Source organism: Lysinibacillus fusiformis (genome assembly GCF_002845985.1).
Taxonomy (GTDB): Bacteria; Bacillota; Bacilli; order Bacillales_A; family Planococcaceae; genus Lysinibacillus; species Lysinibacillus fusiformis_D.
On record NZ_PDFK01000001.1, the window covers coordinates 594,796 to 618,481 of the forward strand.

A 23,686-nucleotide genomic window follows, 5' to 3' on the forward strand; every position below is an offset into this window, starting at 1 on the left:
AGTCTACACTTTGTCTTTAGTTCGAATTTTCTCTCTTATTATGACGCTTTTTTCTATTTTGTGTACTAAAACAGCTTGCAAAACAGTCAGAATACTTCGTTTTTTCTGTATTTTTTCGCATGTTGTTGATCTAAACGATAAATAAAAGCAAAAACCTCCGAAACCGCCTGATATAATTCTTCTGGAATAGACTCGTTTAAATCTAATTGACCAAGCAACTGCACAAGGTTAGGATCCTCATAAATCGGCACATTATGCTCATTTGCACGTGCCAAAATATTCTCGGCAATTTTCCCTTTTCCCTTTGCTACAACAGTCGGACTATCCATTTGTCCAAGTTTATAGGTAAGTGCAATTGCTTCTTTTCGAGTAAATTTTTCTTCGCTCATACGCGGATATCCACCCCACTCTGCTCCTCTCGCTGTTCTACTACAGTACTTCCTTTTTCTGTTTGCCCCTTGTCAAATTGTTTAATAAAAACACCTGATAGTTGATAATCCTTTTCTGCCAATCCCATTTTCAAGGCAGCCTTTAATGGCTCCGCAAGTGGCTGAATATCCGAATTTTCATTAAATATCGTTACTGTAACTACTCTATTTTGAACCTGCATATCAATTACCGTTTCTTGCATGGATGCCATCTGTAAATAAAATAATACGCGTGCATAATTGGCATCAATTTTGCCATCTTCCTTCATGCGACCATTCCACTGTAATGTTGCATCCATCTTTTTGCCGAAAAATTCAAGCGGGACTTGCATAATGAGCTGATGTTGATGGCCATTTTCTCCTGAAGATAGCTGCATACCATTCATACGCGTCATCAACATTTCTGCCGCTTCTCTCAATTGTGGTGTAATATTACTTTCCTGCAATAATGTGTGGAGCTGTGGCTTTAATTGATGGGTAATCATTTGTATATCTGCTGATTTGTTCCCCAATGTCGCCTCATAGCTAATCCCTAAATTTTTTAACACCGTTTTAAGAGCATGCTGCATCGCCTTACTATCCACCGAATTTTGTACAAGTGCATCAGCTTGTGTCACTATTTGTTGAATCATCGGTTGCGGTGATTCAACACTAGTTTTAACAAGGTTACGCATCAGTGCTTCATTTTGTAATGGAGTCGTCGCTTCTTGCCTTATAAGAGATAGCAAATGTTCCTTGCTAGACAATGCATTAGCATCCTGTGTAAATAAACGATCAGCAGTATTTTGAGCAAACGCTTTTATTAACTGCTCCTGCATTTGTTTAGCAAAAATTTCTAATGTTTGCTTCGATACTGGTAATTGATTAAAACGATCCATTAACTGATTGAGCTGTAGTTTTTGTTCATTTGTTAAGAAATTTTGGTTGGCTGTCCATGATTTCAACTGTTCAATTAGCTGACTTACATTTTCAGGCTTTGATGCAAGGATCGTTTGTACAACTTGGCCAGCCTGCTGCATTGGTTGTGCCGCTTTAGGGTCATTGATATTCGTCCAGTTTTGCCATGTTGCTTGTTGTGGCAGTATGCCTGCTTCCTTTAAAATTGTTAAGGCTTGCATTTTTTCACTCATCGCAGCAGCATCATTTGTTAAGCTCTGTATCGCTCTAGCTAAAATCAGACTGCCTGTTTCTATTTCAAAAGGTTTAGCAATCGCTTGTACCTGCTGCATCAAATTTTGCTTAAGCACTTCAGATAAAGTAGTATCCCTTGCTAAAAGCTGTGCAAAATTATCCATAGTCATCGCCATACCAGATGTTTTTTGTCCACTTAGTAAGGCTTGAAAAACATCATTCGTCATTGGCATTTTAAGCTCTATCATTTTTTGAATGACCTGTAGTGCATCCGCTTTTGAAATGCCCTCTGGTAATGCCTTTAGCCACATTTCTGCCTGCATTAATTGCTCTTTTGAAATAGGTAACTGTTCCTTCATAAAATGTCCTAGCAATTGCTGCATCTCTGCTGTTTTAGGCAAATTCATGGATTCTAGTAGCTGATTGATTTGTTGATTTGGAGAAGATGCTTGTGCCATTGGTCCTGTAGCCACTTTTAATTCGGTTTGTGGATTTGTTCCTGTTACCTGAAAGAAATGGGCATCACCCGTCTTTAACGGTACTTCAAGTTTCGCTATAAATTTTTGATTACCTACTTGTATTTCTGCCATTTGATCTGGATATAATTGCTTAATGGTACCGTGAAATACTTGTCCCTGCTTTAAAGCAAGTGGCTGATTTGCTGAAGTCATGGCATTTTGTTGTAGTTGAATCGGATTAAATGATGTGGCTGACATATACATACTCCTTTCATCAATTACTCCCTCGTGTCATTGTCCCATTCTGTAGCTTTATTGAATCATTGATTTTATCGGTTCAAATGATTTACGATGGTGAATTGTTGGTCCATATTCTTCCAATGCATTTAAATGTTGCTTTGTCCCATAGCCTGCATGTTGCCCAAAGCCATACATAGGAAATTCTTTGTCTAGTTGCTCCATATAATCGTCTCGGGCTGTTTTAGCTAGAATGGAGGCAGCTGCGATTGCTAAGCTCTTGGCATCCCCTTTGATAATTGAATCCTGAGGAATCGAAATGGGTAATGTCATAGCATCTACTAAAACTACATCAGGCTTTGTCGCCAATGATTCTACACTTACTTTCATAGATTGTTTGGTTGCCTCGTATATATTCAGTGCATCGATTTGCTGAGCGGATTGGAAATGAACAAAATAACTAATGGCATGCTCTTTAATTAACGTTGCAAAGGCGTTTCGTTTCTCCTTTGATAATTGCTTTGAATCATTCAGACCAACAAGGGCCTCACAATTTGTAGGTAAAATAACAGCTGCTGTCACAACAGGTCCCGCTAATGGTCCACGTCCTGCTTCATCTACACCCGCAACCAATGTATCGATACTCCCATAGCTTAAATCAAATGCTACTTTCGCTTGATGTTCTTGCAGTAATTGACGTTTTTTATCTTGTCGTTTTTGCCAAGTATGCCACGCCTTCTGTACACCTGTTCTTTCATCCGTTGCTATTTCTATCATCCAATCTTGCCATTCTTCTGCACCTTTCAATGCAGTGTTAATTTCTTTAATGGTTTTCATTTAAGTGCTCCTTCTTGCTTCTACTCAATAAAACTATATCATGTTCAGTTTTTTATGTAGTCTCTTTCATTTGAAAACTATTTTCCTCTCTATAGTCATTATCGGTAAGAAAATTCATTCCTAAAAGAAAAACTGTCACAAAAGAACATGTGACAGTTTCAATACTTATAATTGTTCAGCCTCTTTTTTTAGCTGTTCATCAACAAAATCAAAGGTCAGTTTGTCTAATTGTAAGCCGCGTATATCTCGAACAATCAGCTGTGCTACTTGATCATAATCAATTTCTCCGCCAGGTCCAAATACACGGCGTAGCTTGCCAATATGATCAAAAGTATCCACTAGCTCCTCATGGATAAATTCGAAACCATAACGTTCCTCCATACGCTTTGGATAATGATCGGATAAGAAACGCAAGCCATAGACAGCTAAATCTTCCATATTTGTGATGGTATCCTTAATCGCACCAGTTAAAGCTAATTTAAAGCCTACTTCTTGATCTTCAAATTTTGGCCATAAAATACCTGGTGTATCCAGTAGCTCTAGCTCTTTACCAACTTTAATCCATTGCTGTGCTTTTGTTACACCTGGTGTATTTCCGGTTTTAGCGATATTTTTTTTCGCCAAGCGATTAATCAGTGTGGATTTCCCTACGTTAGGTATTCCAACAATCATGGCACGAATAGCTCTAGGTTTCATACCTCGCGCCTTCATGCGATCAAATTTCTCTTTTAAAATTTCTTGCGCCGCTTTTGTTACTTGCTGTAAGCCCTTACCCTCAAGTGAGTTTATGGCTACGGCTTTATGACCACGTTGTGCAAAATATTCTACCCATTTACGTGTTTCTTGCTCATCTGCCATATCCGCTTTATTTAAAATTAAAAGACGTGGTTTTTGGTTAATCACTTCGTCGATCATCGGATTACGTGAGGATAGCGGTAAACGTGCATCTATTAATTCAAATATAATATCGACAAGCTTTAATTTTTCCGTTACTTCACGTCGGGCTTTCGCCATATGCCCTGGAAACCATTGTATTGTCATAGCTATACCTCCTAAACTAAAAGAAAAAGGGAGTGATTAAGCTCTCCCTTTCTTGCATTACTTTACAATTTTTATGTCACTAAATGGCCAGAAAATCAAACTTGTATTACCAATAATTTCCTTTTGTTCAACAAGGCCAATATGACGACTATCTTTACTATTTCGACGGTTATCCCCCATGACAAAAACATATCCTTCTGGAATAGTATCCACGGAAACATCAATATCTTTTAAGGTAAAGTCTTCTGTTAGGGTCCCCCCAGCAATTTGCGCTTTATATGCATCTAAATAGGGCTCATCTATTGGTTCACCATTAATATATAATTGATCGTCCTTATATTCCAGCGTATCTCCTGGCAGTCCTATTACACGCTTTATGTAATTTTTTTGTTCAGGTGCATGAAATACAACGATATCAAAACGCTTTGGTTCACCTATTTTATAACCAATCTTATTCACAATCATCCGGTCGCCATCTTCAAGGGTTGGCATCATGGACTCTCCATCAACTGCAATAGGTGTAAATAAAAAATATCGAATCACTGCAGCAATCGCAAATGCAATTAATAGTGCTTTTGTCCATTCCCATAATTCATTCTTTTCTTTCACTTGTTTTTCCATTGAGAATTGCCCCCTTGTCTAACACTATTTTAGATGATAGTGAATAAAGATGACAAGCAAAAAGAAAAGGGGCTTGAACACAAGCCCCTCACTTTTAAGTCATAATTATCGAATTTCTTTAATACGAGCAGCTTTACCACGTAGGTTACGTAGGTAGTAAAGTTTAGCACGACGTACTTTACCACGACGTACAACTTCTAAGTTAGCGATTTTTGGTGTGTGTACAGGGAATGTACGCTCAACACCTACACCGTAAGAAATTTTACGAACTGTGAAAGTTTCGCTAATACCGCCACCACGACGTTTAATTACTACACCTTCGAAAAGTTGGATACGTTCACGAGTACCCTCTACTACTTTCACGTGTACCTTAACAGTATCACCAGGACGGAAAGTTGGTAGATCAGTGCGAAGCTGAGCTTTTGTAATTTCTGTAATAATGTTTGACATTGTTTTCTCTCCTTAGACAGATGCTCTTGCACGCAATCTATGCCACAGCGGAACACCGTAATTCAGCACTTCACATAGAAGTACAGATTAGATGTTATCATAAATAGAGCAGGCAATCAAGCATCTTGATGATTGTTTTTTAGTTTTTCTAGATACAATTTTTGCTTGTCTGTTAATGGATAATGCTCCAATAAGTCAGGACGGCGCTCAAAAGTTCTTTTCAGCGATTGTTCCTCTCGCCATTGCTCGATTCTAGCGTGATTCCCCGATACTAAAACATCAGGTACCTTCATCCCACGAAACTCCGCAGGTCGTGTATAATGTGGATGCTCAAGTAGACCCGTTGAAAAAGAATCCTGGATATGCGAATTCTCTTGCCCTAAGACACCAGGCAACAATCGAACTACGCTATCAATAACAGTCATAGCGCCTAATTCCCCACCTGTTAACACGAAATCGCCAATGGAAATCTCGTCTGTCACGAGGTGCTGACGTATACGCTCATCATAGCCTTCATAATGACCACATAAGAACACTAACTCCGTTTCTTGTGCTAGCTCTTCTGCTTTTTTCTGGGTGAATCGTTCACCTTGAGGACACATTAAAATGATACGTGGTTGTTTGCCAGCAGTGATGGCCTCCACTGCACTAAACATAGGTTCAGGCTTTAAAACCATACCCGCACCACCACCATATGGATAGTCATCGACTTGCTTGTGTTTGTTCCCTGAAAATGTACGAATATCCGTGACCTCTAGCTTTACAGCACCTTTTTCTTGCGCTTTCTTTAAAATAGATGCACCAAAAACGCCTGAGAACATATCAGGGAACAGGCTTAATACATGAATGTTCATCATAATAAGCCTTCCATTACATGGATGATAATTTTTTTATCTACAACATCAATATCTTTTACGATATCTTCGATATAAGGGATATAATGCTCTTTCTTCGAGCCTTTAACTACCCATACATCGTTTGCTCCTGTTTGCAGGATATCTGCCACAACACCAATTGTTTCGCCCTCTTCAGAAATAACTGTGCAGCCTATTATTTCATGGAAAAAGAATTCATTTTCTGCAAGTAGATCATCTGTCATTTGATCTTTTGTTACTTTCAGCATGCCTTCTTTAAACGGCTCAACCAAGTTGATATTGTTCATGCCTTCAAAAGTTAAAAGAATAAAGTTTTTATGACGACGCACCGAACCAATCGTTACCCAGGTTGGCTTCTTATCGTCTTTTTTAAAGGCAGCAAGTTTATTTCCTACTGCAAAACGCTCTTCTTCAAAGTCTGTTGTCGATAATACACGTATCTCACCACGAATACCGTGTGTATTGACAATACGACCTACATTAAACCATTCCATTCAACTTTCACCTCGTAAAAAACTTCTCTCCATAAAGCATCCTGCTCACCAAATAAATAGCTACCGTTCGCTCATTTATCACCGCTTACAGATGTGCTTGGAAGAATGTCGTTTTAGCTAAGACTGATTTGTCTTGTCATTATTAATATAAGCAATACCCTTTAGCTGTAATCGTTATAACAGTTTTCTGTTCTGCTTAAACAGAAATACTAGATACATGCTGCTGTTAAAACAAGATAAAAAAAGGAAGGAACCTACAAGCTCCCTCCTTCTTTGTCCAGATTTTACGTTTCATGCTAAAAGCCACTTTGAACTCCTAAGCGACATGTAAACACACCTATCAGGACTCATTTGTACTTGTTGCAAGAGCGTGAAAATCTTTTCTATTAATCCAATATATCGACGTAGGTCTTCTTTTGATGGTGACTACCTGCCGCTGAATAAACAATTGTACGAATCGCTTTCGCTACTCGCCCTTGCTTGCCTATGACTTTCCCTCGATCCTCTGGATGAACAAAAAGTTTATAAACAATTCGATTTGCATTTTCATCCGTCTCAATACGAACTTCTTCTGGATAATCGACTAACGGTAAAACGATTGCTTCAATCAGCTGCTTCAAAGACGTCGCCCCCGATTATTTACTGAATTTTTGGTTATGGAATTTTTCCATGATACCTTGTTCTGAGAACAGGTTACGCACTGTATCTGATGGTTTTGCACCGTCAGCTAACCATTTAAGAGCTTTCTCTTCATCAATGTTTACAGTAGCTGGTTGAGTTAGTGGGTTGTAAGTACCAACTGTTTCGATTTGACGACCGTCACGTGGTGAACGAGCGTCTGCAACTACGATACGATAGAAAGGAGATTTTTTAGCTCCCATACGTTTTAAGCGAATTTTAACTGCCATTTTAATAGCACCTCCGAATAAGTTTCACACAAGATAGTATATTATCAATGTTTAGGTTGTTTGTAAAGTGTTTTTTCTTAACACCTAAAAATTATTATTTAAACAATGAATCAAAGCCTGGTAATTTCATTTTTTTCTTGCCTTTACCACTTGCCATTCCAGTCATTTGCTTCATCATTTTTTTCATTTCATCGAATTGCTTAATGAGACGATTCACCTCTTGAATAGATGTCCCAGAGCCTTTAGCAATACGCTTTTTACGGCTACCATTTATGATTTCTGGGTTGGTCTTTTCAGCAGGGGTCATCGAGTAAATAATGGCCTCTACACGCCCCATTTGTTTATCATCTACTTTTACATTATCCAAGCCTTTGATTTTGTTTGCACCTGGGAGCATTTTTAAAATTTCATCAAGTGGTCCCATTTTTTTGACTTGTTGTAATTGTTCAACGAAATCATCAAATGTAAAGGTTTGGGACTTGAATTTTTCTTCTAATTCTTTGGCTTTTGCTTCATCTACATTTGCTTGCGCCTTTTCGATCAGCGACAGAACATCTCCCATACCTAATATACGAGACGCCATACGCTCTGGATGGAAAGGCTCTAGCGCATCCATTTTCTCACCCATACCGACAAACTTAATCGGTTTCTGCGTTACAGAACGAATGGATAATGCAGCACCTCCACGAGTATCACCATCAAGTTTTGTTAAAACAACGCCTGTAATACCAATGGCCTCATTAAAGCTTTCTGCCACATTGACAGCATCCTGACCTGTCATAGCATCGACAACAAGGAATACCTCATCTGGCTCTTTTAATGCACGAATATCTTTTAATTCCTGCATTAAATCTTCATCGATATGAAGACGACCAGCCGTATCGATAATCACCACATCATGATGCTCTTCCTTTGCCAATTCGATTGCTTGACGAGCAATTTCTACTGGAGATACCTCGGTTCCTAAAGCAAAAACAGGTAATGATAACTGTTTACCTAATGTTTGTAGCTGTTGAACGGCTGCTGGGCGATAAACGTCTGCGGCAACTAGTAACGGCTTACGATTAAATTTTTTCCGTAAGACATTTGCCAGTTTTCCTGTAGTCGTCGTTTTACCCGCACCTTGTAAACCGACCATCATAATGACTGTTGGCGGCTTTGTATTAAACTTAATAGGGCTTTGTTCGCCACCCATTAATTCCGTTAATTCATCTTGTACGATTTTAATAACTTGCTGCCCTGGTGTTAAGCTTTGCATAACTTCAACACCGACAGCACGCTCACTTACCTTTTTCACAAACTCTTTGACTACTTTTAAGTTAACATCCGCTTCGATTAAAGCAAATCGGACTTCTCGCATCATTTCTTTAACGTCTTGCTCTGATACTTTCCCTTTGCCTTTAATCTTTTGGATCGTTCCTTGGAGTCGTTCCGCTAATCCTTCAAAAGCCATTGCTTTCGCCTCCTAATCCCATTCTTTCAGCTGTTCAATAAGTGCTAACTGCTGTTCATCTGTCATACTTTTCTCTGTAATCCCCATTGTAAGCTGTGACAGCATTTGGGTACGTTGTTGAAATTTTTCAAGTAAACATAATTTTTCTTCATATTCCTCAAGCATCGCTTCTGTTCGACGAATATTATCGTAAACAGCTTGGCGTGAAACTCCATACGATTCAGCGATTTCTCCTAGAGAGTTATCATCCAAATAGTATAGTTCCATATAACTTCTTTGCTTATCTGTTAATAATGCTTGATAAAAGTCGAAGAGAAAGTTCATGCGTGTTGTTTTTTCAAGTAGCATCGAATGTTTCTCCTCCCGCTATTAGTCATTTGTATCATAACGAAAAGCGCCCGTCTGTGTCAAGGTAATCTCCTTGTCTAAAAGCTTAAATGTCTGCTTGCAGGCATATTTTACGCCTTTAGCAAGTATTACTCTTTTAAACAAGTCAATTCACCTATACACAGTCGAGCGTTTTATAAAATTACTCAGCGATGTTCGCTGTTAATCTTCATTATTTTCTAATTCTTTATCCAAACCATCGGCAAATAAACCATAAACATATCGTTCAGCATCAAATGGCTGTAGATCATCCATTTTCTCACCAAGACCAACAAATTTCACAGGAATGTGCAGCTTATTGCGAATAGCAAGCACAATCCCGCCCTTAGCTGTACCGTCTAGCTTCGTTAAGACAATACCTGTTACATTCGTTGCTTCTTTAAATGTTTGTGCTTGCACAAGTGCATTTTGGCCTGTTGTGGCATCTAATGCTAATAATACTTCATGTGGCGCATTTGGAATTTCACGTGAAATGACACGATGTACCTTTTCAAGTTCATTCATTAAGTTCACTTTGTTTTGCAAGCGACCAGCTGTATCGCAAATTAATACATCGGCTTTTCTATTTTTGGCTGCACGAATCGCATCATACATGACTGCCGCTGGATCAGAGCCCTCAGATTGTTTGATAACTTCACAACCGACACGATCTCCCCATACTTGTAATTGATCTATCGCACCAGCACGGAACGTATCACCAGCAGCTAAAACAACGGTTTTCCCTTGTGTTTTTAAGCGATGCGCTAGTTTGCCGATCGTTGTCGTTTTTCCAACGCCATTTACTCCGACAAATAGAATAACTGTCAGCTCACCATCTGGCTGCATATTTAGATCAATTAAATCTTCTTCACCTTGCTCATAAATTTCTACAAGCTTCTCAGAAATCACGGCTTGGATACCGTTCGTATCTTTTATATTTTTACGTTGTACTTCGAAACGCAGTTTATCCATTAGCTCCATAACTGTTTCAAAGCCGACATCAGCTTGTAATAATAAATCCTCTAATTCTTCAAAGAAATCCTCATCCACTTTACGATAACGCGCAACAAGGTCGTTCACTTTAGAAGTAAAGGAATTACGTGTTTTTTCAAGACCAGCCTTGAATTTTTGTGTAATCGACCAAGCAGAAGGCTTTTTCTCCTCTACTGGTGTATCCTCAATAACTGCTAGCTCTTGTACTTCCAGATCTTGTACTTCTGGCTGTATTTCTGGTTGTTCTTTTTCTATTTCAGTTGAAGGTTCTACTGCTGCTTCTTTCACAATTTCCATCTCTGGAGATTCTTCTATTTGCTCAACCACTTCTACATCAACAGTCTCAATAGCAGCCGTTTCGTTTGCTTCATCTAGATCTAGCTCTTGAAGATCAGCATCCTGCTCGTTGTCAAGCGCCTCTAGTTTTTCTTCCTCGGCTGGATTTCCCATTAATTTATCTTTTAAACGCTTAAAAAAACTCATGCTTGTTCGCTCCTTTGCTCCGCAAGTACGGGTTCATCTTCTAATTTTACTGATACGAGTTTTGATACACCCGATTCTTGCATTGTTATACCATACAAGACATCAGCTCCCTCCATCGTCCCTTTACGATGTGTAATAACAATGAATTGTGTGTCACGGCTAAATCTTTTTAAATACTGGCTATAGCGCACAACATTTGCCTCATCCAAAGCCGCCTCTACTTCGTCGAGAATACAGAATGGTACAGGTCGTATATTTAGGATAGAGAATAATAAGGCAATTGCTGTCAGTGCTCGCTCACCACCAGAAAGCAAACTTAAATTTTGTAGTTTTTTCCCTGGAGGTTGTGCCACTATTTCAATGCCTGTTTCTAGTAAATTTTGCGGATCAATTAACACTAAATCCGCTTGCCCACCGCCAAATAATTCACGGAAAACAAGTTTAAATTGTTCTCGTATTGCATAGAACGTTTCACTAAAGCGCAATGTCATTTCTTCATCCATTTCTTTAATGGCTTCATGCAATGTTTCCTGTGCAGCAAGTAAATCCTCTCGTTGTTCAGTTAAGAATGTATGACGTTCAAGTACTCGTTCATATTCCTCAATCGCCCCTAAATTAACAGGACCAAGCTCTTCAATGGATTTTTTCAACAGTTTCACACGGCGTCGTACGAACTCTTCGTCTTCTATCGAAAGAGCTTCTTCCTCTGCCTCTTCAAATGTTAACTGATAGTTTTCTTCGAGTTGTTCTTTGAAATTATCCATTTCAAATTCTAAACGGCTTTGTTTCAACTCATTTGCACGTATTGCTTCAAGGTATCCTTTATGTATACGTTGCATTTCTTTCAGTTGTTCTTCTAATGTTGTGAGTTCTTGTTGTTGCCCTACCTTCTCCTCTTTCTTTCGAGAAATAGTCTCTTGTAAGGCATCTCTTCTCGCTTTCCATGTGATTACCTGCTCCTCAACCTCTTCATCACTTAAATGATTTGTCGATTCATCGGATTGAAGCCATAATATTTCCTGAGAAATATTTTCAACTTTTTGTTGAGCTTTGTTCAATTGTAGTGCTAGCTCAGCAGTGGAAATTTGAACTTGCGACATTTGTTCTTGCATTACTGCTAATTGTGAACGTTTTTCCGCTAGTTGCTCTCGTAATACGTCCTTCTCTGTCTCACCTTGTAGCTTTACCTTACTTAATTGCTCGACAGTATCATTGATTTCGACAAGCTCATCGGCTAGTGCGTTTAATCGCTCCATTGCCTCTTGCTTTTGTGATAACAATGCTTCCTCACGTGTTTTTACATCTTGAGTTTCAGTTGAAGTAAAAGATACTCGGGCTGATAAGCTTTTTTCAACAACCTCTAACTCGCGGATACGACCAGCCTGTTGCATCTCATCTTTTCGTAATTGCTCTCCTTCAAGCTTTAACTGTTCTACTTGATCTCGAAGTGTTGCAAGCTTGTCTTTTTCGGTTGCTACAGCCTGTTCAGCACTATAAATGGAATCCTGTAATGACTCTAGCTTGAGGATTAAATCATCTAATTCGGCTTTTCTTGTAAAGAGTGAGGATTGCTGTTTCATAGCACCACCTGTTAAAGAACCCCCTGCATTGACAATATCTCCATCAAGTGTGACCACTCGGTATCGGAAACCACATAATCGAGCGATTTGACTGGCCCCTTCCAGATTTGCTGCCACAATGACATGCCCTAAAAGATTTTCAACAATTGTACGATTATCTTCATTAAATGTCACAAGCGCATCTGCTATTTGAATAAAAGCTGGATGCTCTATCGCTAGTTGGATCGTAGCTGGATTAATTTTACGTGACTTCATCACGGTTTTTGGTAAAAAAGTAGCTCGTCCAGCTCGTTTTTGCTTTAACCAATGAATGGCTTGCTGTGCATGTCGTTCATTCGTTGTGACAATATGCTGAGAGGCTGCACCTAAAGCTGTTTCTATCGCTTGAGAGTATTTCCCCTCAACTTGTAGTAATTCAGCGACAGCCCCCTCAATTCCTTGTAATTCACCTTTATCACGAGCGAGCAAAACTTCTTTAACTCCTTGGAAAAATCCTGAAAAATCGGCTTCCAACTCGGCTAATGTATCTTTTCTCGCCTTTAATTGCTGCTGATGCTGATAAGCTTTATACAGCATATCCTGTTTCTCAGCAAAGGAAGAATTTGTATTTTTCAACTGAACTTGCAGCGACTCATATTGTTCAAGCTTAGCTTGCAAATCATTTGTTGTGGAAGTGTGTTCAGCGACTAGCTTTTCTTTCTCAGCAACAATTTGCGTAAGCTCCTGTCCAATTTCATCAGTTTGATTGGACATTCTTGCTGCCATAGCCTTTTGTTGCGCTAATTGCTGATCGATATTTTTCAATTCATTCTTAATAGTTGCTTCTTCATTCAATGAATCAATATATCGATTTTTTTGTTCTTCAATTTCTTGTTCAATTTCCGTAACAGAACGATTTAATGACTGTTCTAACTGTTTAATGCTCTGCTTGAGTATGGAGAGTGCTTGCTGTTTCTCTGAAAATGCTTCTTTTTTCTCCTGTTCTTGTACAAGCAGTACGTCTACTTCTTCTTTTGCTTCTTGTAATGTCGCATTCAGCTGCAGTAGTTGATTGGAAGCATTTTGTCGTTTTTCAGCCATTAGTGCCTTACGACCATCCCAACGCTCTACCTCCATTGTGGCATTGACAAGATCAGCCTGTGAAACATCCAAATAATCATCAAGTTCTTTTAATAACTTGCGAATATTGGTTGTTTGTATATCGATTGTTGCAATATTTTGAGCTTGTTGTTGCTCAGTTGCAGACAGCTCGGTAAATTCAGCTTTTAGTGCATGCAAAGATTGTGCACAATTTTTAAAATCATGCACAAGAATGGCAATATCAAAATCTTTTAGCTCGGTAGACATTTGGACATAGTCTCTCGCACTAGAAGCCTGCATTTCAAGCGGCTCTAATCGGTTGTCTAATTCATGGAGTATATCTAATACACGATACAAATTCTCATCTGTCTCTACAAGCTTATGCTCTGCTTTTTTCTTTCTTATTTTATACTTTAAAACGCCAGCTGCCTCTTCAAAAATCGAACGACGGTCGTCAGGGCGGCTATTTAAGATTTCATCAACACGGCCTTGAGAAATAATTGAAAATGCCTCTTTCCCAAGCCCTGAATCCATAAACAAGTCCGTAATATCCTTCAGGCGACACTGTTGGTTATTTAATAAATATTCACTATCACCTGAACGGTATACGCGTCTTGTTACGCTGACTTCTGTATAAGAAAAAGCAAGTTGCTCGTCAGTATTGTCTAATATAAGTGTTACCTCTGCAAAGTTGAGTGGCTTACGAGAGTCACTGCCAGCAAAAATAACATCTTCCATCTTTGCTCCACGTAACGACTTTGCCGATTGCTCCCCAAGTACCCAACGAATCGCATCTGTGACATTACTTTTTCCACTGCCATTTGGTCCAACAACCGCTGTAACACCGGGTACAAAATCAATTCCAATGCGCTCCGCAAAGGATTTAAAGCCAATCACTTCTAGTCGTTTTAGGAACATCTATTAAGCCTCCTCTTTTGCAGCTTCTTCACGCATCATTCGCATTGCACATTGTGCAGCTTGCTGCTCGGCTTCTTTTTTTGATTTTCCACGACCAATACCAAGCTCTTGCCCGTTCAATAATACGCTTGATACAAAGGTACGGTTATGTGCTGGGCCTTTTTCATCGATTATTTCGTAATGAAGAAGTCCATTATTGGTTTGTTGTACCATTTCTTGCAATTGACTTTTAAAATCCATCACATGCGAAAAAGCACCTACTTCTACTTTTGGGAACACGATACGCTCTAAAAACGACACGACCGTTTGTAATTCTTGATCTAGATAGAGTGCACCTACAAATGATTCAAACACATCTGCAAGTAGCGCTGGGCGTTCCCGACCACCTGTTAATTCCTCACCTTTTCCAAGTAACACGAAGCGTCCAAAGCCTAATTCATTCGCAAAAATAACTAGTGATGGCTCACAAACGATAGAAGCTCTTAACTTTGTTAACTCACCCTCGCTCATATTTGGGTATTTCTCAAAAAGATATTTAGAAACAGATAGTTCAAGTACTGCGTCTCCTAAAAATTCAAGACGCTCATTATCCGTAAATAGCTTACGGCGATGCTCATTCACATAAGATGAATGCGTGAATGCTTGATACAATAAATTTTTATTAATAAAAGTGATATTTAATTCATGCTGTAACAGCTCGAATTGGTTGCGTACTTTTTCAGGAAGTACGCCAGATTTCTGCATAGTTCCTTTTCTTTTCATAGCCATTGAACAAATCTGCCTTCCTAATAGTTTCTACCGTTTTAGTGTACCTTTTTCAAGGCGTTTATGCAAAAGTATTTCGGCTTAAACACAATGTTTTGGAAATTTTTTCGAAAATTTATCTTATTCATAGAAAATGATCTCCTCTAAAATGAAAGTTGAATGCTTGTGGGATGATTTTTGGTTAACTCCAGTCGTCAGCTCAAAAAAATTTTAGACATTATGCCCCCGATTTTTAACATGAAAAAGGGACGTCAATAGATCGAAAATCGATCTATTTCGTCCCCTTTGAATACATCTTTGTTCATTGAAGCTGCTTCTTCTATCAAGTCAAAGCAGACAAACTATTTCTACTTTATTCATGCTATCATAAATACCATTGTGTATTATGATGACCATCACATCTATAAAGGTGATCCATTTTCGCTAAATAAAGTTTTAACGAAATTAGTTTAATTTACTTTCGATGTATGAAATTGCAGAACCTACTGTTGAGATTTTTTCAGCATCTTCATCAGAAATTTCCATATCAAACTCGTCTTCAAGTTCCATTACAAGTTCAACTACGTCTAATGAGTCAGCACCTAAATCATCACGGAAAGAAGCTTCAAGTGTTACTTCGCTTTCTTCAACACCTAAACGGTCCACGATTACTTTTGTTACACGTTCTAATACTGTAGACAAATGATTCACCTCCCCTCAAATGATTATACAAAAAATCAGCGTATATGCCTAATCGAAATTACATTACCATACCACCATCTATATGAAGCGTTTGCCCTGTCATATAGTTAGCATCATCGGAAGCAAGGAAAGCTACTGCCTTGGCAATATCCTCTGGCTGTCCAAGTTTCGCAAGAGGGATCTGCGTAAGCATACCTTTTTTAATATCTTCTGGTAGTTGCTCTGTCATTTCTGTTTCAATAAAGCCTGGCGCAATCGCATTAACTAAAATATTGCGTGAAGCTAATTCTTTTGCCGTCGTTTTTGTGAGTCCAATAACACCTGCTTTAGCCGCAACATAGTTTGCTTGACCAGCATTACCCGCTACACCAACGATGGAAGAAATATTAATAATACGACCTGCACGCTGCTTCATCATTTGACGTGTTACCGCCTTTGTACAAAGGAAAACCCCTTTAAGATTCGTATTTAATACATCGTCCCATTCGTCTTCCTTCATACGCATTAACAGGTTATCTCTAGTAATACCTGCATTATTCACTAAAATATCAAGAGAACCAAATGTTTTCACAGCGGCATCCATTAATGCGGTTACTTCTTCCGTCTGTGAAACGCTAGCTTGCACCGCAATGGCTTCCCCACCGTTTGCTTGAATCATCTCAACGACTTCTTCCGCTTTTGCCTGTGAGCCACTATAGTTTACTACAACCTTAGCACCTTCCTCAGCAAGCTTTACAGCAATAGCACGTCCAATCCCTCTTGAAGCTCCTGTTACAACAGCTACTTTACCTTCTAATTTACGCATTGATTGACCACTCCTTCGACGCTTCTAAAACCGCTTCTAATGATGCTTCATCATAGACACAATAAGCAGCAACTGAACGATCAATTTTTTTCAAGAGACCGCTTAATACTTTGCCAGGTCCACATTCGATAAAGACATCGACACCTTGTGCAATCATTTCACGCATAGATGCTTCCCATTGCACTGCACTATATACCTGTTCAACTAGCTCCTGCTGAATCGCTGGTACATCCTTTAATTCCTTCGCCATTACATTGCCGATAACAGGGATTTCAGGTGCAGATAAAGTAATCTCTGCTAATGCTGCTTGCAGTTTTTCTGAGGATGGTCGCATCAATTCAGAATGAAATGGACCGCTCACAACTAAAGGTATTGCGCGCTTTGCCCCTGCTTCTTTTGCAGCAATAATCGCTTTATCTACACCTTCTTTAGTGCCTGAGATAACAATTTGTCCTGGACAATTCACATTGGCTACCTGCACAGAATCACCCGCTGCTGAAACCAGCTCTGTAACTGCGTTCAATGCCTCTAATTCCATCCCTAGAATCGCTGCCATCGCTCCTTGTCCTGCTGGTACAGCTTCATTCATATAAAGACCACGTTTATGCACGATAGACACGGCATCATCAAATGACATTACGCCTGCTAAAACCAATGCACCATATTCTCCAAGCGAATGACCCGCAGCATAGTGTGGCTGAATTCCTGCTGCACGCAGCTTTTCAGCTACCATTACACCCGTAGTAAGAAGTGCTGGCTGAGCGTGGTATGTCAGTGTTAACTCCTCAGCTGGACCTTCTAACATTAACTTAGATAATTCAAATTGAAGAGCTTGATCTGCACGATCATAAAATGCTTTACTGTCTGCTGCATTTTCAACAAACTCTTGACCCATCCCTACTACTTGCGAACCTTGTCCTGGAAAAATAAATGCTATTTTCGTCATTTGAATAATCCCCTTTGTTTAATCAATTTCTAAGTGACGTACTGTATCAGTAATCGTCGAAATAACAGCATGCTCTACCATCGTATTAGCTTGTCGAATCGCACTAAAAATTGCTTTTGCATTCGATGAGCCATGCGCTTTAATTACAGGTGCTTGTAAGCCAAACAACCCTGCACCACCATACTCTGTGTAGTCCATTTTATTTTTTAAGTCACGTAAATTATTTTTCATGAGTGCTGCTGAAATTTTCGTTTTCGTTGATGACATAAATGCCTCTTTTAACATTGAAAATAAAGCGCCAGCCGTCCCTTCAATAGACTTCAACACCATATTGCCTGTAAAGCCATCTGTTACAACAACATCCGCTACTCCTTCAAGCAAATCACGCGCTTCTACATTACCAATAAAATTCAAATCAGCTTCCTTCAATAATTCGAAGGCAGCTTTCGTTAATTCATTACCCTTTTTTTCCTCAGTACCGATATTTAATAGGCCAATTCGTGGTTTTTGTAAGCCTCCAACCTTTTTAGCATAAATATCACCCATAATCGCATATTGCACTAAGTGCTCTGGTCGTGCATCTGCATTTGCTCCTAAATCAAGCATTAAGAAGCCTTTACCATCCAATGTCGGTAATGTTGTAGCCAAAGCTGGACGGGCTATCCCCTCAATTCGGCCAACTTTAAATAAGCCCCCTGCCATTAACGCTCCGGTATTCCCAGCAGATAGGCAAGCATCTGCTCTACCTTCTTCCACCGATTCCATCATGCGAGCCATTGAAGAATCCTTTTTTCGACGAACAGCACGTGCAGGGTCATCCGTTCCTTCTACTATTTCCTCACAATGTATGATTGTTAATCGATCATGTTGTTTTAAAAATGGCTCAAGCTTATCTTGCTGACCATATAATTGGATTTCTAAATTTGGGATTTGCTCTAATGCTAAGAGTGCACCTTCAACAACTGATTTTGGTGCATTGTCTCCACCCATTCCATCAAGCGCTAATTTCATTGTTACTCACCTTTACCTTTCGTGCGGTACATATCAAATTCACCAACAAAAACGGTTTCACCATTTACGGTAGATGTTACCTCGACTTTTGTACGATGATTAAGATCATCTCGTCCGATAACAATCGCTTTTGTAATAACACGATTTCCAGCACGCACAGGTTTCACAAATGTAATATTGGAATGTACGGTTAATGCTAGTTCGTCATCAATTACTGCGACCGCTAATGAGTTTGCTTGTGCAAACAAATGATGTCCACGTGCGATGCCATTGCGCTGAAAAACATGCTCTTCTTGTACATCAAAAATCGATAGTGCTCGATTATCTAATTCAATATCTACAATTTCTCCGATGACTTCATCAATCGGTAGAGATTTTACTTCATTTTCATAGTTTTTAGAAGCAACATCTTTAATTCGCTCTCGTAATTCTGGTATAGATAACTCCATACGATCTAAACGAATTGTTTGGACACTTACCTGAAACTGTGTTGCTAGCTGTTCATCTGTGACGAATGGATTTTCAGCTATCGTTTCAGATAGTAGTCGCTGTCGCTCTTTTTTCGTTCGTCTCAACATCATTCGCCACCTTTTGAGTTGTTATTAGCACTTGGTACTAATATCAGTATATAGAGTATAAAAAAAGAATGCAAGACTTGTTTTGAAATCAAGTACTCACATTCTCCTATGCTCATAAGCCCTCAATACTAATCGAAGCGCTCTCCCTGTAATACACCCGACTCTTCTAGCATTTTACGCAAGTATTGATAGTCATCATCCTGCCAAAACGCTTTTGTTTCAAGCATCTCTGTTGCATCTTTTCTTGCGGTCTCGAGTATACGATAATCATGTACTAAATCAGCTACTTTAAAATCTGGCAAACCACTTTGCTTTCTACCAAAAAAGTCCCCTGGTCCCCTTAATTCTAAATCTTTTTCAGCTAAACGGAAACCATCATTCGTTTCCGTCATCGACTGCATACGCTCTTTCCCTTCATCAGACTTAGGATCAGCAAGTAAAATACAGTATGACTGGTGCTCACCACGCCCGACACGCCCTCGGAGCTGGTGCAATTGCGCTAGGCCAAAACGCTCAGCATCATAGACAATCATAAAGGTAGCATTCGGTACATTAACACCTACCTCCACAACTGTTGTAGAAACTAAAAGCTGAATTGTTCCTTCACTAAAATCGCGCATCACCGCATCTTTTTCATCGGCTGATAAACGTCCATGCATTAAACCGACCTGATAACGATCTTTAAAATAAGTGGCTAGTTGCTCATAAATTTCTACAGCATTTTGAACATCAAGCTTATCAGATTCCTCAATAAGTGGACAAATAGCATAAGCTTGTCTTCCAGCCGCTAGCTCCAATTCTAGCTTGGACATCACAGAGCCGAGTTGCTCTTTTTTCATCCAATGCGTTTCAATCTGTTTACGGCCCGCTGGCATTTCATCAATTATCGATACATCCATTTCCCCAAATGCAGTAATAGCAAGTGTACGCGGTATAGGAGTAGCTGTCATAAAGAGGACATCTGGATTCTCCCCTTTATCACGCAAAATTCGACGTTGTTCCACACCAAAGCGATGCTGCTCATCTGTGATGACAAAACCTAGCTTTTGAAATATAACATCTGGCTGAATTAACGCATGTGTGCCAATGACAATGTCAAGATCACCATTTGCCAAATCTGCTAAAATCCCACGTCGCTCCTTTGTTTTAGTTGACCCAGATAACAAAGCAACACGAACATCAAAGGGTTGAAACCATTCTTTTAAGTTCTCCAAGTGCTGTTCCGCTAAAATTTCAGTTGGTGCCATTAAGGCTCCTTGAAAGCCCGCTGTCACAGCTGCATATAAACCGATTGCCGCTACTACTGTTTTCCCAGAACCTACGTCGCCTTGCAGCAAACGATTCATTCGATGTGGTTCCTTCAAATCTTTACAAATTTCATTAACCACTCGTTTTTGAGCATTTGTTAATTCATAGGGCAATGAAGCAATAAATGCTCGTAGTTTATGCACATCAAACTGAATGATTGTGCCACGCTCACTCTCTTTCCGCGTTTTACGTAATGCCTGTATACGCAATTGGAAGTTTAATAGCTCCTCATAAGCAAAGCGTCTTCTTGCTTGTTTAGCATGCCCAGCATCCAGCGGAAAATGGATACCCTCCAAGCCCTCTCGTATCGGAACAAGCTTATAGGACTCCTGTAAATAATATGGAATCGCCTCTGGTAGCTCTGCACCAAAATCATCTAACACTTGTCGCATATATTTACGAAATCTTTTTTGTGGAATCAAACCTTTCAGACTATACACTGGCTCAAAGTCTACTTGATCTGTTTTTGGCCCAAATGTGACAGTTGTACCATTGATTACTTGTCTACCACGATCCCATTTCCCCGTCACGGTAATAATGGAACCCGGTACAAGCTTTTGCTTTAAATAGCCTTGATTGAAAAATACAACTTTTACTAAGTGACGTCCTGCCAAAACTGTTACTTGAAGTCTTGATTTATTACGACCTAAAAATAATATCGTAGGCTCACGTTCTACCTTGCACTCAACTGTAACGCGTTCGTTATGTGGTGTTTGCGCTAAATCTTTTAAACGAAAATCTTCATGTCGATGTGGGAACGTCCATAATAAATCAGCTACTGTATTGATGCCTAGTGATTCAAGATGTGCTGCTGTTTCTTTCCCGATGCCTTTCACTTCATTGACATGGCTAAATAATTCAGTCATCCTATCCCACAACTCCCTTCATTCAAGTGGTACTCTTTATGTAACCATCCTAGCTTCCTCTATCTAATGTATCATATATTAATTCGCAGCCTCTACACATAAGCAAAAACCCCATCAATGCATGATAGGGTTATAAACGTCTGTCATTTATATTGCAAAATCATGTCAATAAAAAGCTTAATGGCATCAGGAAAGACATCTTCATCTAAATCAAATTTTGGATGATGATGTGGATATTGGCTTTTTTCGCCACCCATCCCAACAAAAATAAATGCACCTGGCCTATGCTTTAGATAATATGAAAAATCCTCGCCCCCCATTACTGGATCAACAAGCTCGAATACATCCTGCCCAAAATTTTCACAAACGATAGATTCTACGAAGCGTGATTGCTGAGGATCATTGATAAGGGGAGGCGTCCCTATAATAAAATCGATTGTCCCTTTCGCCCCAAAAGCATGGCAAATCCCTTCTGTTAAACTTACCATCTTCGTTTGAATGGTAGCTACTGTTTCAGGAGTTAATGCCCTAATAGTTCCTATTAATTTTGCTGTCTCTGGAATAATGTTATACGTTGTTCCTGCTTGAATATTTCCTACTGTAATAACGCCAGCCTCAATAGGATTGATTGTTCGGCTAATGATACTCTGAAAGGCTTGCATTAAATGGCTCGCAATATAAATGGGATCAATCGTTTCATGTGGCATTGAACCATGTCCACCATGACCTTGAATTTCAATTTCAAAATCATCGACCGAAGCCATCATTGGCCCATGTGTTAAGCCAATTTTCCCTTTTTCTAAACCTTGCCATAAATGAATACCGAAAATAGCATCGACACCTTCTAAAACACCATTTTGAATTAAAAAGTCTGCTCCACTTGGTGTGATTTCCTCAGCTGATTGGAAAATAAGCATAATATTTGGCTCGATTTTTTCCTTATTCATCGCTATCCATTGTGCTACTGCCAATAAAATCGCTGTATGCCCATCATGACCACACATATGTGCCACACCTGGCTTTTGAGAGATATAGGGCTTATCACCTTCTTCAACAATTGGTAAGGCATCTATATCTGCTCGTAAGGCAATTGTCTTCGTATCTTTTGTTCCTTGAATCATAGCCACTACGCTAGGAGGATCATACTCTAATATTTCAATTTGAAGCTGCTCTAATCGTTTACGAATAAATTGACTTGTTTCAAATTCTTGTCCAGAAAGCTCTGGATATTGATGAAGATAACGACGATCCTCTATAGCTTGTTTTGTTAAAAATGGTAGATTAGTTATTTCCACTAAAAAAACTCCTTTTAATTTACCTTGAGCGTTCCTACAAAGGAATGGAGCGTCTGATAAAGCCCCCCCTTACAAAATGGGTGCTTATTTTATTATACTAAAATCATTCGCAACTAAACCAATATAAAAACATGCTACCTTTTTAGATAGCATGTTTCACCAGTTTTATTGAAGAGCTTTAATACTTTGTAGGCCACCATTTTCAAGTATAGCTTTACTAATAGCCTTTCCTGTTGGTGTTGCCGCTAGACCGCCTCGTGCAGTCTCTTTCAGATTCGGACTCATGGATTGCCCAATGCGATACATAGCGCCAATTACTTCATCACAGGGAATACGACTTGTTACACCTGCAAGTGCCATATCTGCCGCTACTAGCGAGTTAGATGCACCCATGGCATTACGTTTGACACATGGTACTTCAACAAGACCTGCTACTGGATCACAGACAAGACCAAGCATATTTTTTAAGGTAATGGCAAATGCTTCCGAACATTGCTGTGGCGTACCTCCAGCCATTTCAACAATGGCAGCAGCAGCCATTCCTGCAGCAGAACCAACTTCTGCCTGACAACCACCAGCAGCACCTGAAATGGAAGCGTTATTCGCAACCACAAACCCAAAAGCTCCTGACGTAAATAAATAACGGATCATTTGCTCACGAGTTGGATTTAATTTATTTTTCACTGCAAAAAGCGTTCCTGGTACAACACCTGCAGAACCCGCTGTCGGCGTTGCACATATTGTTCCCATCGCTGCATTTACTTCATTTGTTGCAACGGCTTTGCTTACAGCATCTAATAATAAATCACCTGATAGTGATTTTCCTTGCGCAATATAATTTTGAAGCAATACGGCGTCCCCACCAGTTAAACCTGTTACTGATTGCACACCTTGTAATCCTCGTTCAATGGCTTCTTCCATCACGGTTAGATTTCGATCCATTTGTTGGATGATTTCTTCTCGCGTTCTGCCAGTAATCAATATTTCCTGTTCGATCATGATTTCTGATATTAATTTTTCTTCTTGCTCTGCTCGTTCTACAAGCTCACGAACATTATGAAATAAAACGTCCATTTTG

The 23,686-nt window shown here is 39.4% G+C and carries 23 protein-coding genes; all 23 read right to left on the minus strand.

Annotation, left to right across the window (positions count from 1 at the left end; genetic code table 11):
* Window positions 1-86 precede the first annotated feature (86 nt).
* The 23 genes from CRI88_RS03080 to sdaAA all read right to left on the minus strand — a co-directional run bounded on the left by CRI88_RS03080 (window position 87) and on the right by sdaAA (window position 23,682).
* The gene (locus CRI88_RS03080) at window positions 87-389 is read right to left on the minus strand and encodes an EscU/YscU/HrcU family type III secretion system export apparatus switch protein (protein WP_058843501.1); all 303 of its coding nucleotides are present in this window, start codon (window positions 387-389) and stop codon (window positions 87-89) included.
* Window positions 386-2,275 carry a hypothetical protein gene (locus CRI88_RS03085; RefSeq protein WP_058843500.1) on the minus strand — a complete coding sequence of 630 codons (1,890 nt, stop codon included), beginning with the start codon at window positions 2,273-2,275 and terminating at the stop codon, window positions 386-388. The genes CRI88_RS03080 and CRI88_RS03085 overlap by 4 nt, the downstream gene beginning before the upstream one ends.
* Before the next feature lie 54 nt (window positions 2,276-2,329).
* The gene (locus tag CRI88_RS03090; protein ID WP_036124775.1) at window positions 2,330-3,091 is read right to left on the minus strand and encodes a ribonuclease HII; all 762 of its coding nucleotides are present in this window, start codon (window positions 3,089-3,091) and stop codon (window positions 2,330-2,332) included.
* Between the two features lie 165 nt (window positions 3,092-3,256).
* Window positions 3,257-4,132: a ribosome biogenesis GTPase YlqF gene (gene ylqF, locus CRI88_RS03095; RefSeq protein ID WP_058843499.1), complete on the minus strand. Its 876-nt coding sequence runs from the start codon at window positions 4,130-4,132 to the stop codon at window positions 3,257-3,259.
* Window positions 4,133-4,189: 57 nt separating this feature from the next.
* Window positions 4,190-4,753 (minus strand): signal peptidase I, encoded by a 564-nt coding sequence (gene lepB / locus CRI88_RS03100; protein ID WP_036124779.1) that lies wholly within the window; start codon window positions 4,751-4,753, stop codon window positions 4,190-4,192.
* Between the two features lie 105 nt (window positions 4,754-4,858).
* Complete coding sequence (gene rplS, locus CRI88_RS03105) at window positions 4,859-5,203, minus strand: 50S ribosomal protein L19 (RefSeq protein WP_036124783.1); 345 nt, start codon at window positions 5,201-5,203, stop codon at window positions 4,859-4,861.
* Between the two features lie 116 nt (window positions 5,204-5,319).
* Window positions 5,320-6,057, minus strand: coding sequence for a tRNA (guanosine(37)-N1)-methyltransferase TrmD (gene trmD, locus CRI88_RS03110; RefSeq protein WP_036124836.1), 738 nt, complete (start codon window positions 6,055-6,057; stop codon window positions 5,320-5,322).
* On the minus strand, window positions 6,057-6,572 hold the full coding sequence (gene rimM / locus CRI88_RS03115) for a ribosome maturation factor RimM (RefSeq protein ID WP_036124784.1): 516 nt from the start codon (window positions 6,570-6,572) through the stop codon (window positions 6,057-6,059). The genes trmD and rimM overlap by 1 nt, the downstream gene beginning before the upstream one ends.
* Before the next feature lie 386 nt (window positions 6,573-6,958).
* On the minus strand, window positions 6,959-7,192 hold the full coding sequence (locus CRI88_RS03120; protein ID WP_004269410.1) for a KH domain-containing protein: 234 nt from the start codon (window positions 7,190-7,192) through the stop codon (window positions 6,959-6,961).
* A gap of 15 nt (window positions 7,193-7,207) precedes the next feature.
* Complete coding sequence (gene rpsP, locus CRI88_RS03125; protein ID WP_004269411.1) at window positions 7,208-7,480, minus strand: 30S ribosomal protein S16; 273 nt, start codon at window positions 7,478-7,480, stop codon at window positions 7,208-7,210.
* Window positions 7,481-7,574: 94 nt separating this feature from the next.
* Entirely contained in the window at window positions 7,575-8,933 is a 1,359-nt protein-coding gene (ffh, locus tag CRI88_RS03130) for a signal recognition particle protein (RefSeq protein WP_036124787.1), read from the minus strand.
* 12 nt (window positions 8,934-8,945) lie between these two features.
* Complete coding sequence (locus CRI88_RS03135) at window positions 8,946-9,281, minus strand: putative DNA-binding protein (RefSeq protein WP_036124788.1); 336 nt, start codon at window positions 9,279-9,281, stop codon at window positions 8,946-8,948.
* 201 nt (window positions 9,282-9,482) lie between these two features.
* On the minus strand, window positions 9,483-10,775 hold the full coding sequence (gene ftsY / locus CRI88_RS03140; protein WP_036124791.1) for a signal recognition particle-docking protein FtsY: 1,293 nt from the start codon (window positions 10,773-10,775) through the stop codon (window positions 9,483-9,485).
* Complete coding sequence (gene smc, locus CRI88_RS03145) at window positions 10,772-14,353, minus strand: chromosome segregation protein SMC (RefSeq protein ID WP_058843498.1); 3,582 nt, start codon at window positions 14,351-14,353, stop codon at window positions 10,772-10,774. The genes ftsY and smc overlap by 4 nt, the downstream gene beginning before the upstream one ends.
* 3 nt (window positions 14,354-14,356) lie before the next feature.
* On the minus strand, window positions 14,357-15,121 hold the full coding sequence (gene rnc / locus CRI88_RS03150; RefSeq protein WP_036124796.1) for a ribonuclease III: 765 nt from the start codon (window positions 15,119-15,121) through the stop codon (window positions 14,357-14,359).
* Between the two features lie 441 nt (window positions 15,122-15,562).
* Complete coding sequence (gene acpP / locus CRI88_RS03155) at window positions 15,563-15,799, minus strand: acyl carrier protein (protein WP_036124798.1); 237 nt, start codon at window positions 15,797-15,799, stop codon at window positions 15,563-15,565.
* A 58-nt stretch (window positions 15,800-15,857) separates the two neighbouring features.
* The gene (gene fabG, locus CRI88_RS03160; protein WP_058843497.1) at window positions 15,858-16,604 is read right to left on the minus strand and encodes a 3-oxoacyl-[acyl-carrier-protein] reductase; all 747 of its coding nucleotides are present in this window, start codon (window positions 16,602-16,604) and stop codon (window positions 15,858-15,860) included.
* Window positions 16,597-17,550: an ACP S-malonyltransferase gene (gene fabD / locus CRI88_RS03165; protein ID WP_058843496.1), complete on the minus strand. Its 954-nt coding sequence runs from the start codon at window positions 17,548-17,550 to the stop codon at window positions 16,597-16,599. The genes fabG and fabD overlap by 8 nt, the downstream gene beginning before the upstream one ends.
* An 18-nt stretch (window positions 17,551-17,568) precedes the next feature.
* Entirely contained in the window at window positions 17,569-18,561 is a 993-nt protein-coding gene (plsX, locus tag CRI88_RS03170; RefSeq protein WP_058843495.1) for a phosphate acyltransferase PlsX, read from the minus strand.
* Window positions 18,562-18,563: 2 nt separating this feature from the next.
* Window positions 18,564-19,136, minus strand: a complete 573-nt coding sequence (fapR, locus tag CRI88_RS03175; RefSeq protein WP_036124838.1) for a transcription factor FapR — start codon at window positions 19,134-19,136, stop codon at window positions 18,564-18,566.
* Between the two features lie 131 nt (window positions 19,137-19,267).
* Complete coding sequence (gene recG / locus CRI88_RS03180) at window positions 19,268-21,313, minus strand: ATP-dependent DNA helicase RecG (RefSeq protein WP_036124807.1); 2,046 nt, start codon at window positions 21,311-21,313, stop codon at window positions 19,268-19,270.
* A gap of 143 nt (window positions 21,314-21,456) precedes the next feature.
* Window positions 21,457-22,608: a M20 metallopeptidase family protein gene (locus tag CRI88_RS03185; protein ID WP_058843494.1), complete on the minus strand. Its 1,152-nt coding sequence runs from the start codon at window positions 22,606-22,608 to the stop codon at window positions 21,457-21,459.
* A 165-nt stretch (window positions 22,609-22,773) separates the two neighbouring features.
* Window positions 22,774-23,682, minus strand: coding sequence for an L-serine ammonia-lyase, iron-sulfur-dependent, subunit alpha (gene sdaAA / locus CRI88_RS03190; RefSeq protein WP_058843493.1), 909 nt, complete (start codon window positions 23,680-23,682; stop codon window positions 22,774-22,776).
* Window positions 23,683-23,686 lie beyond the last annotated feature (4 nt).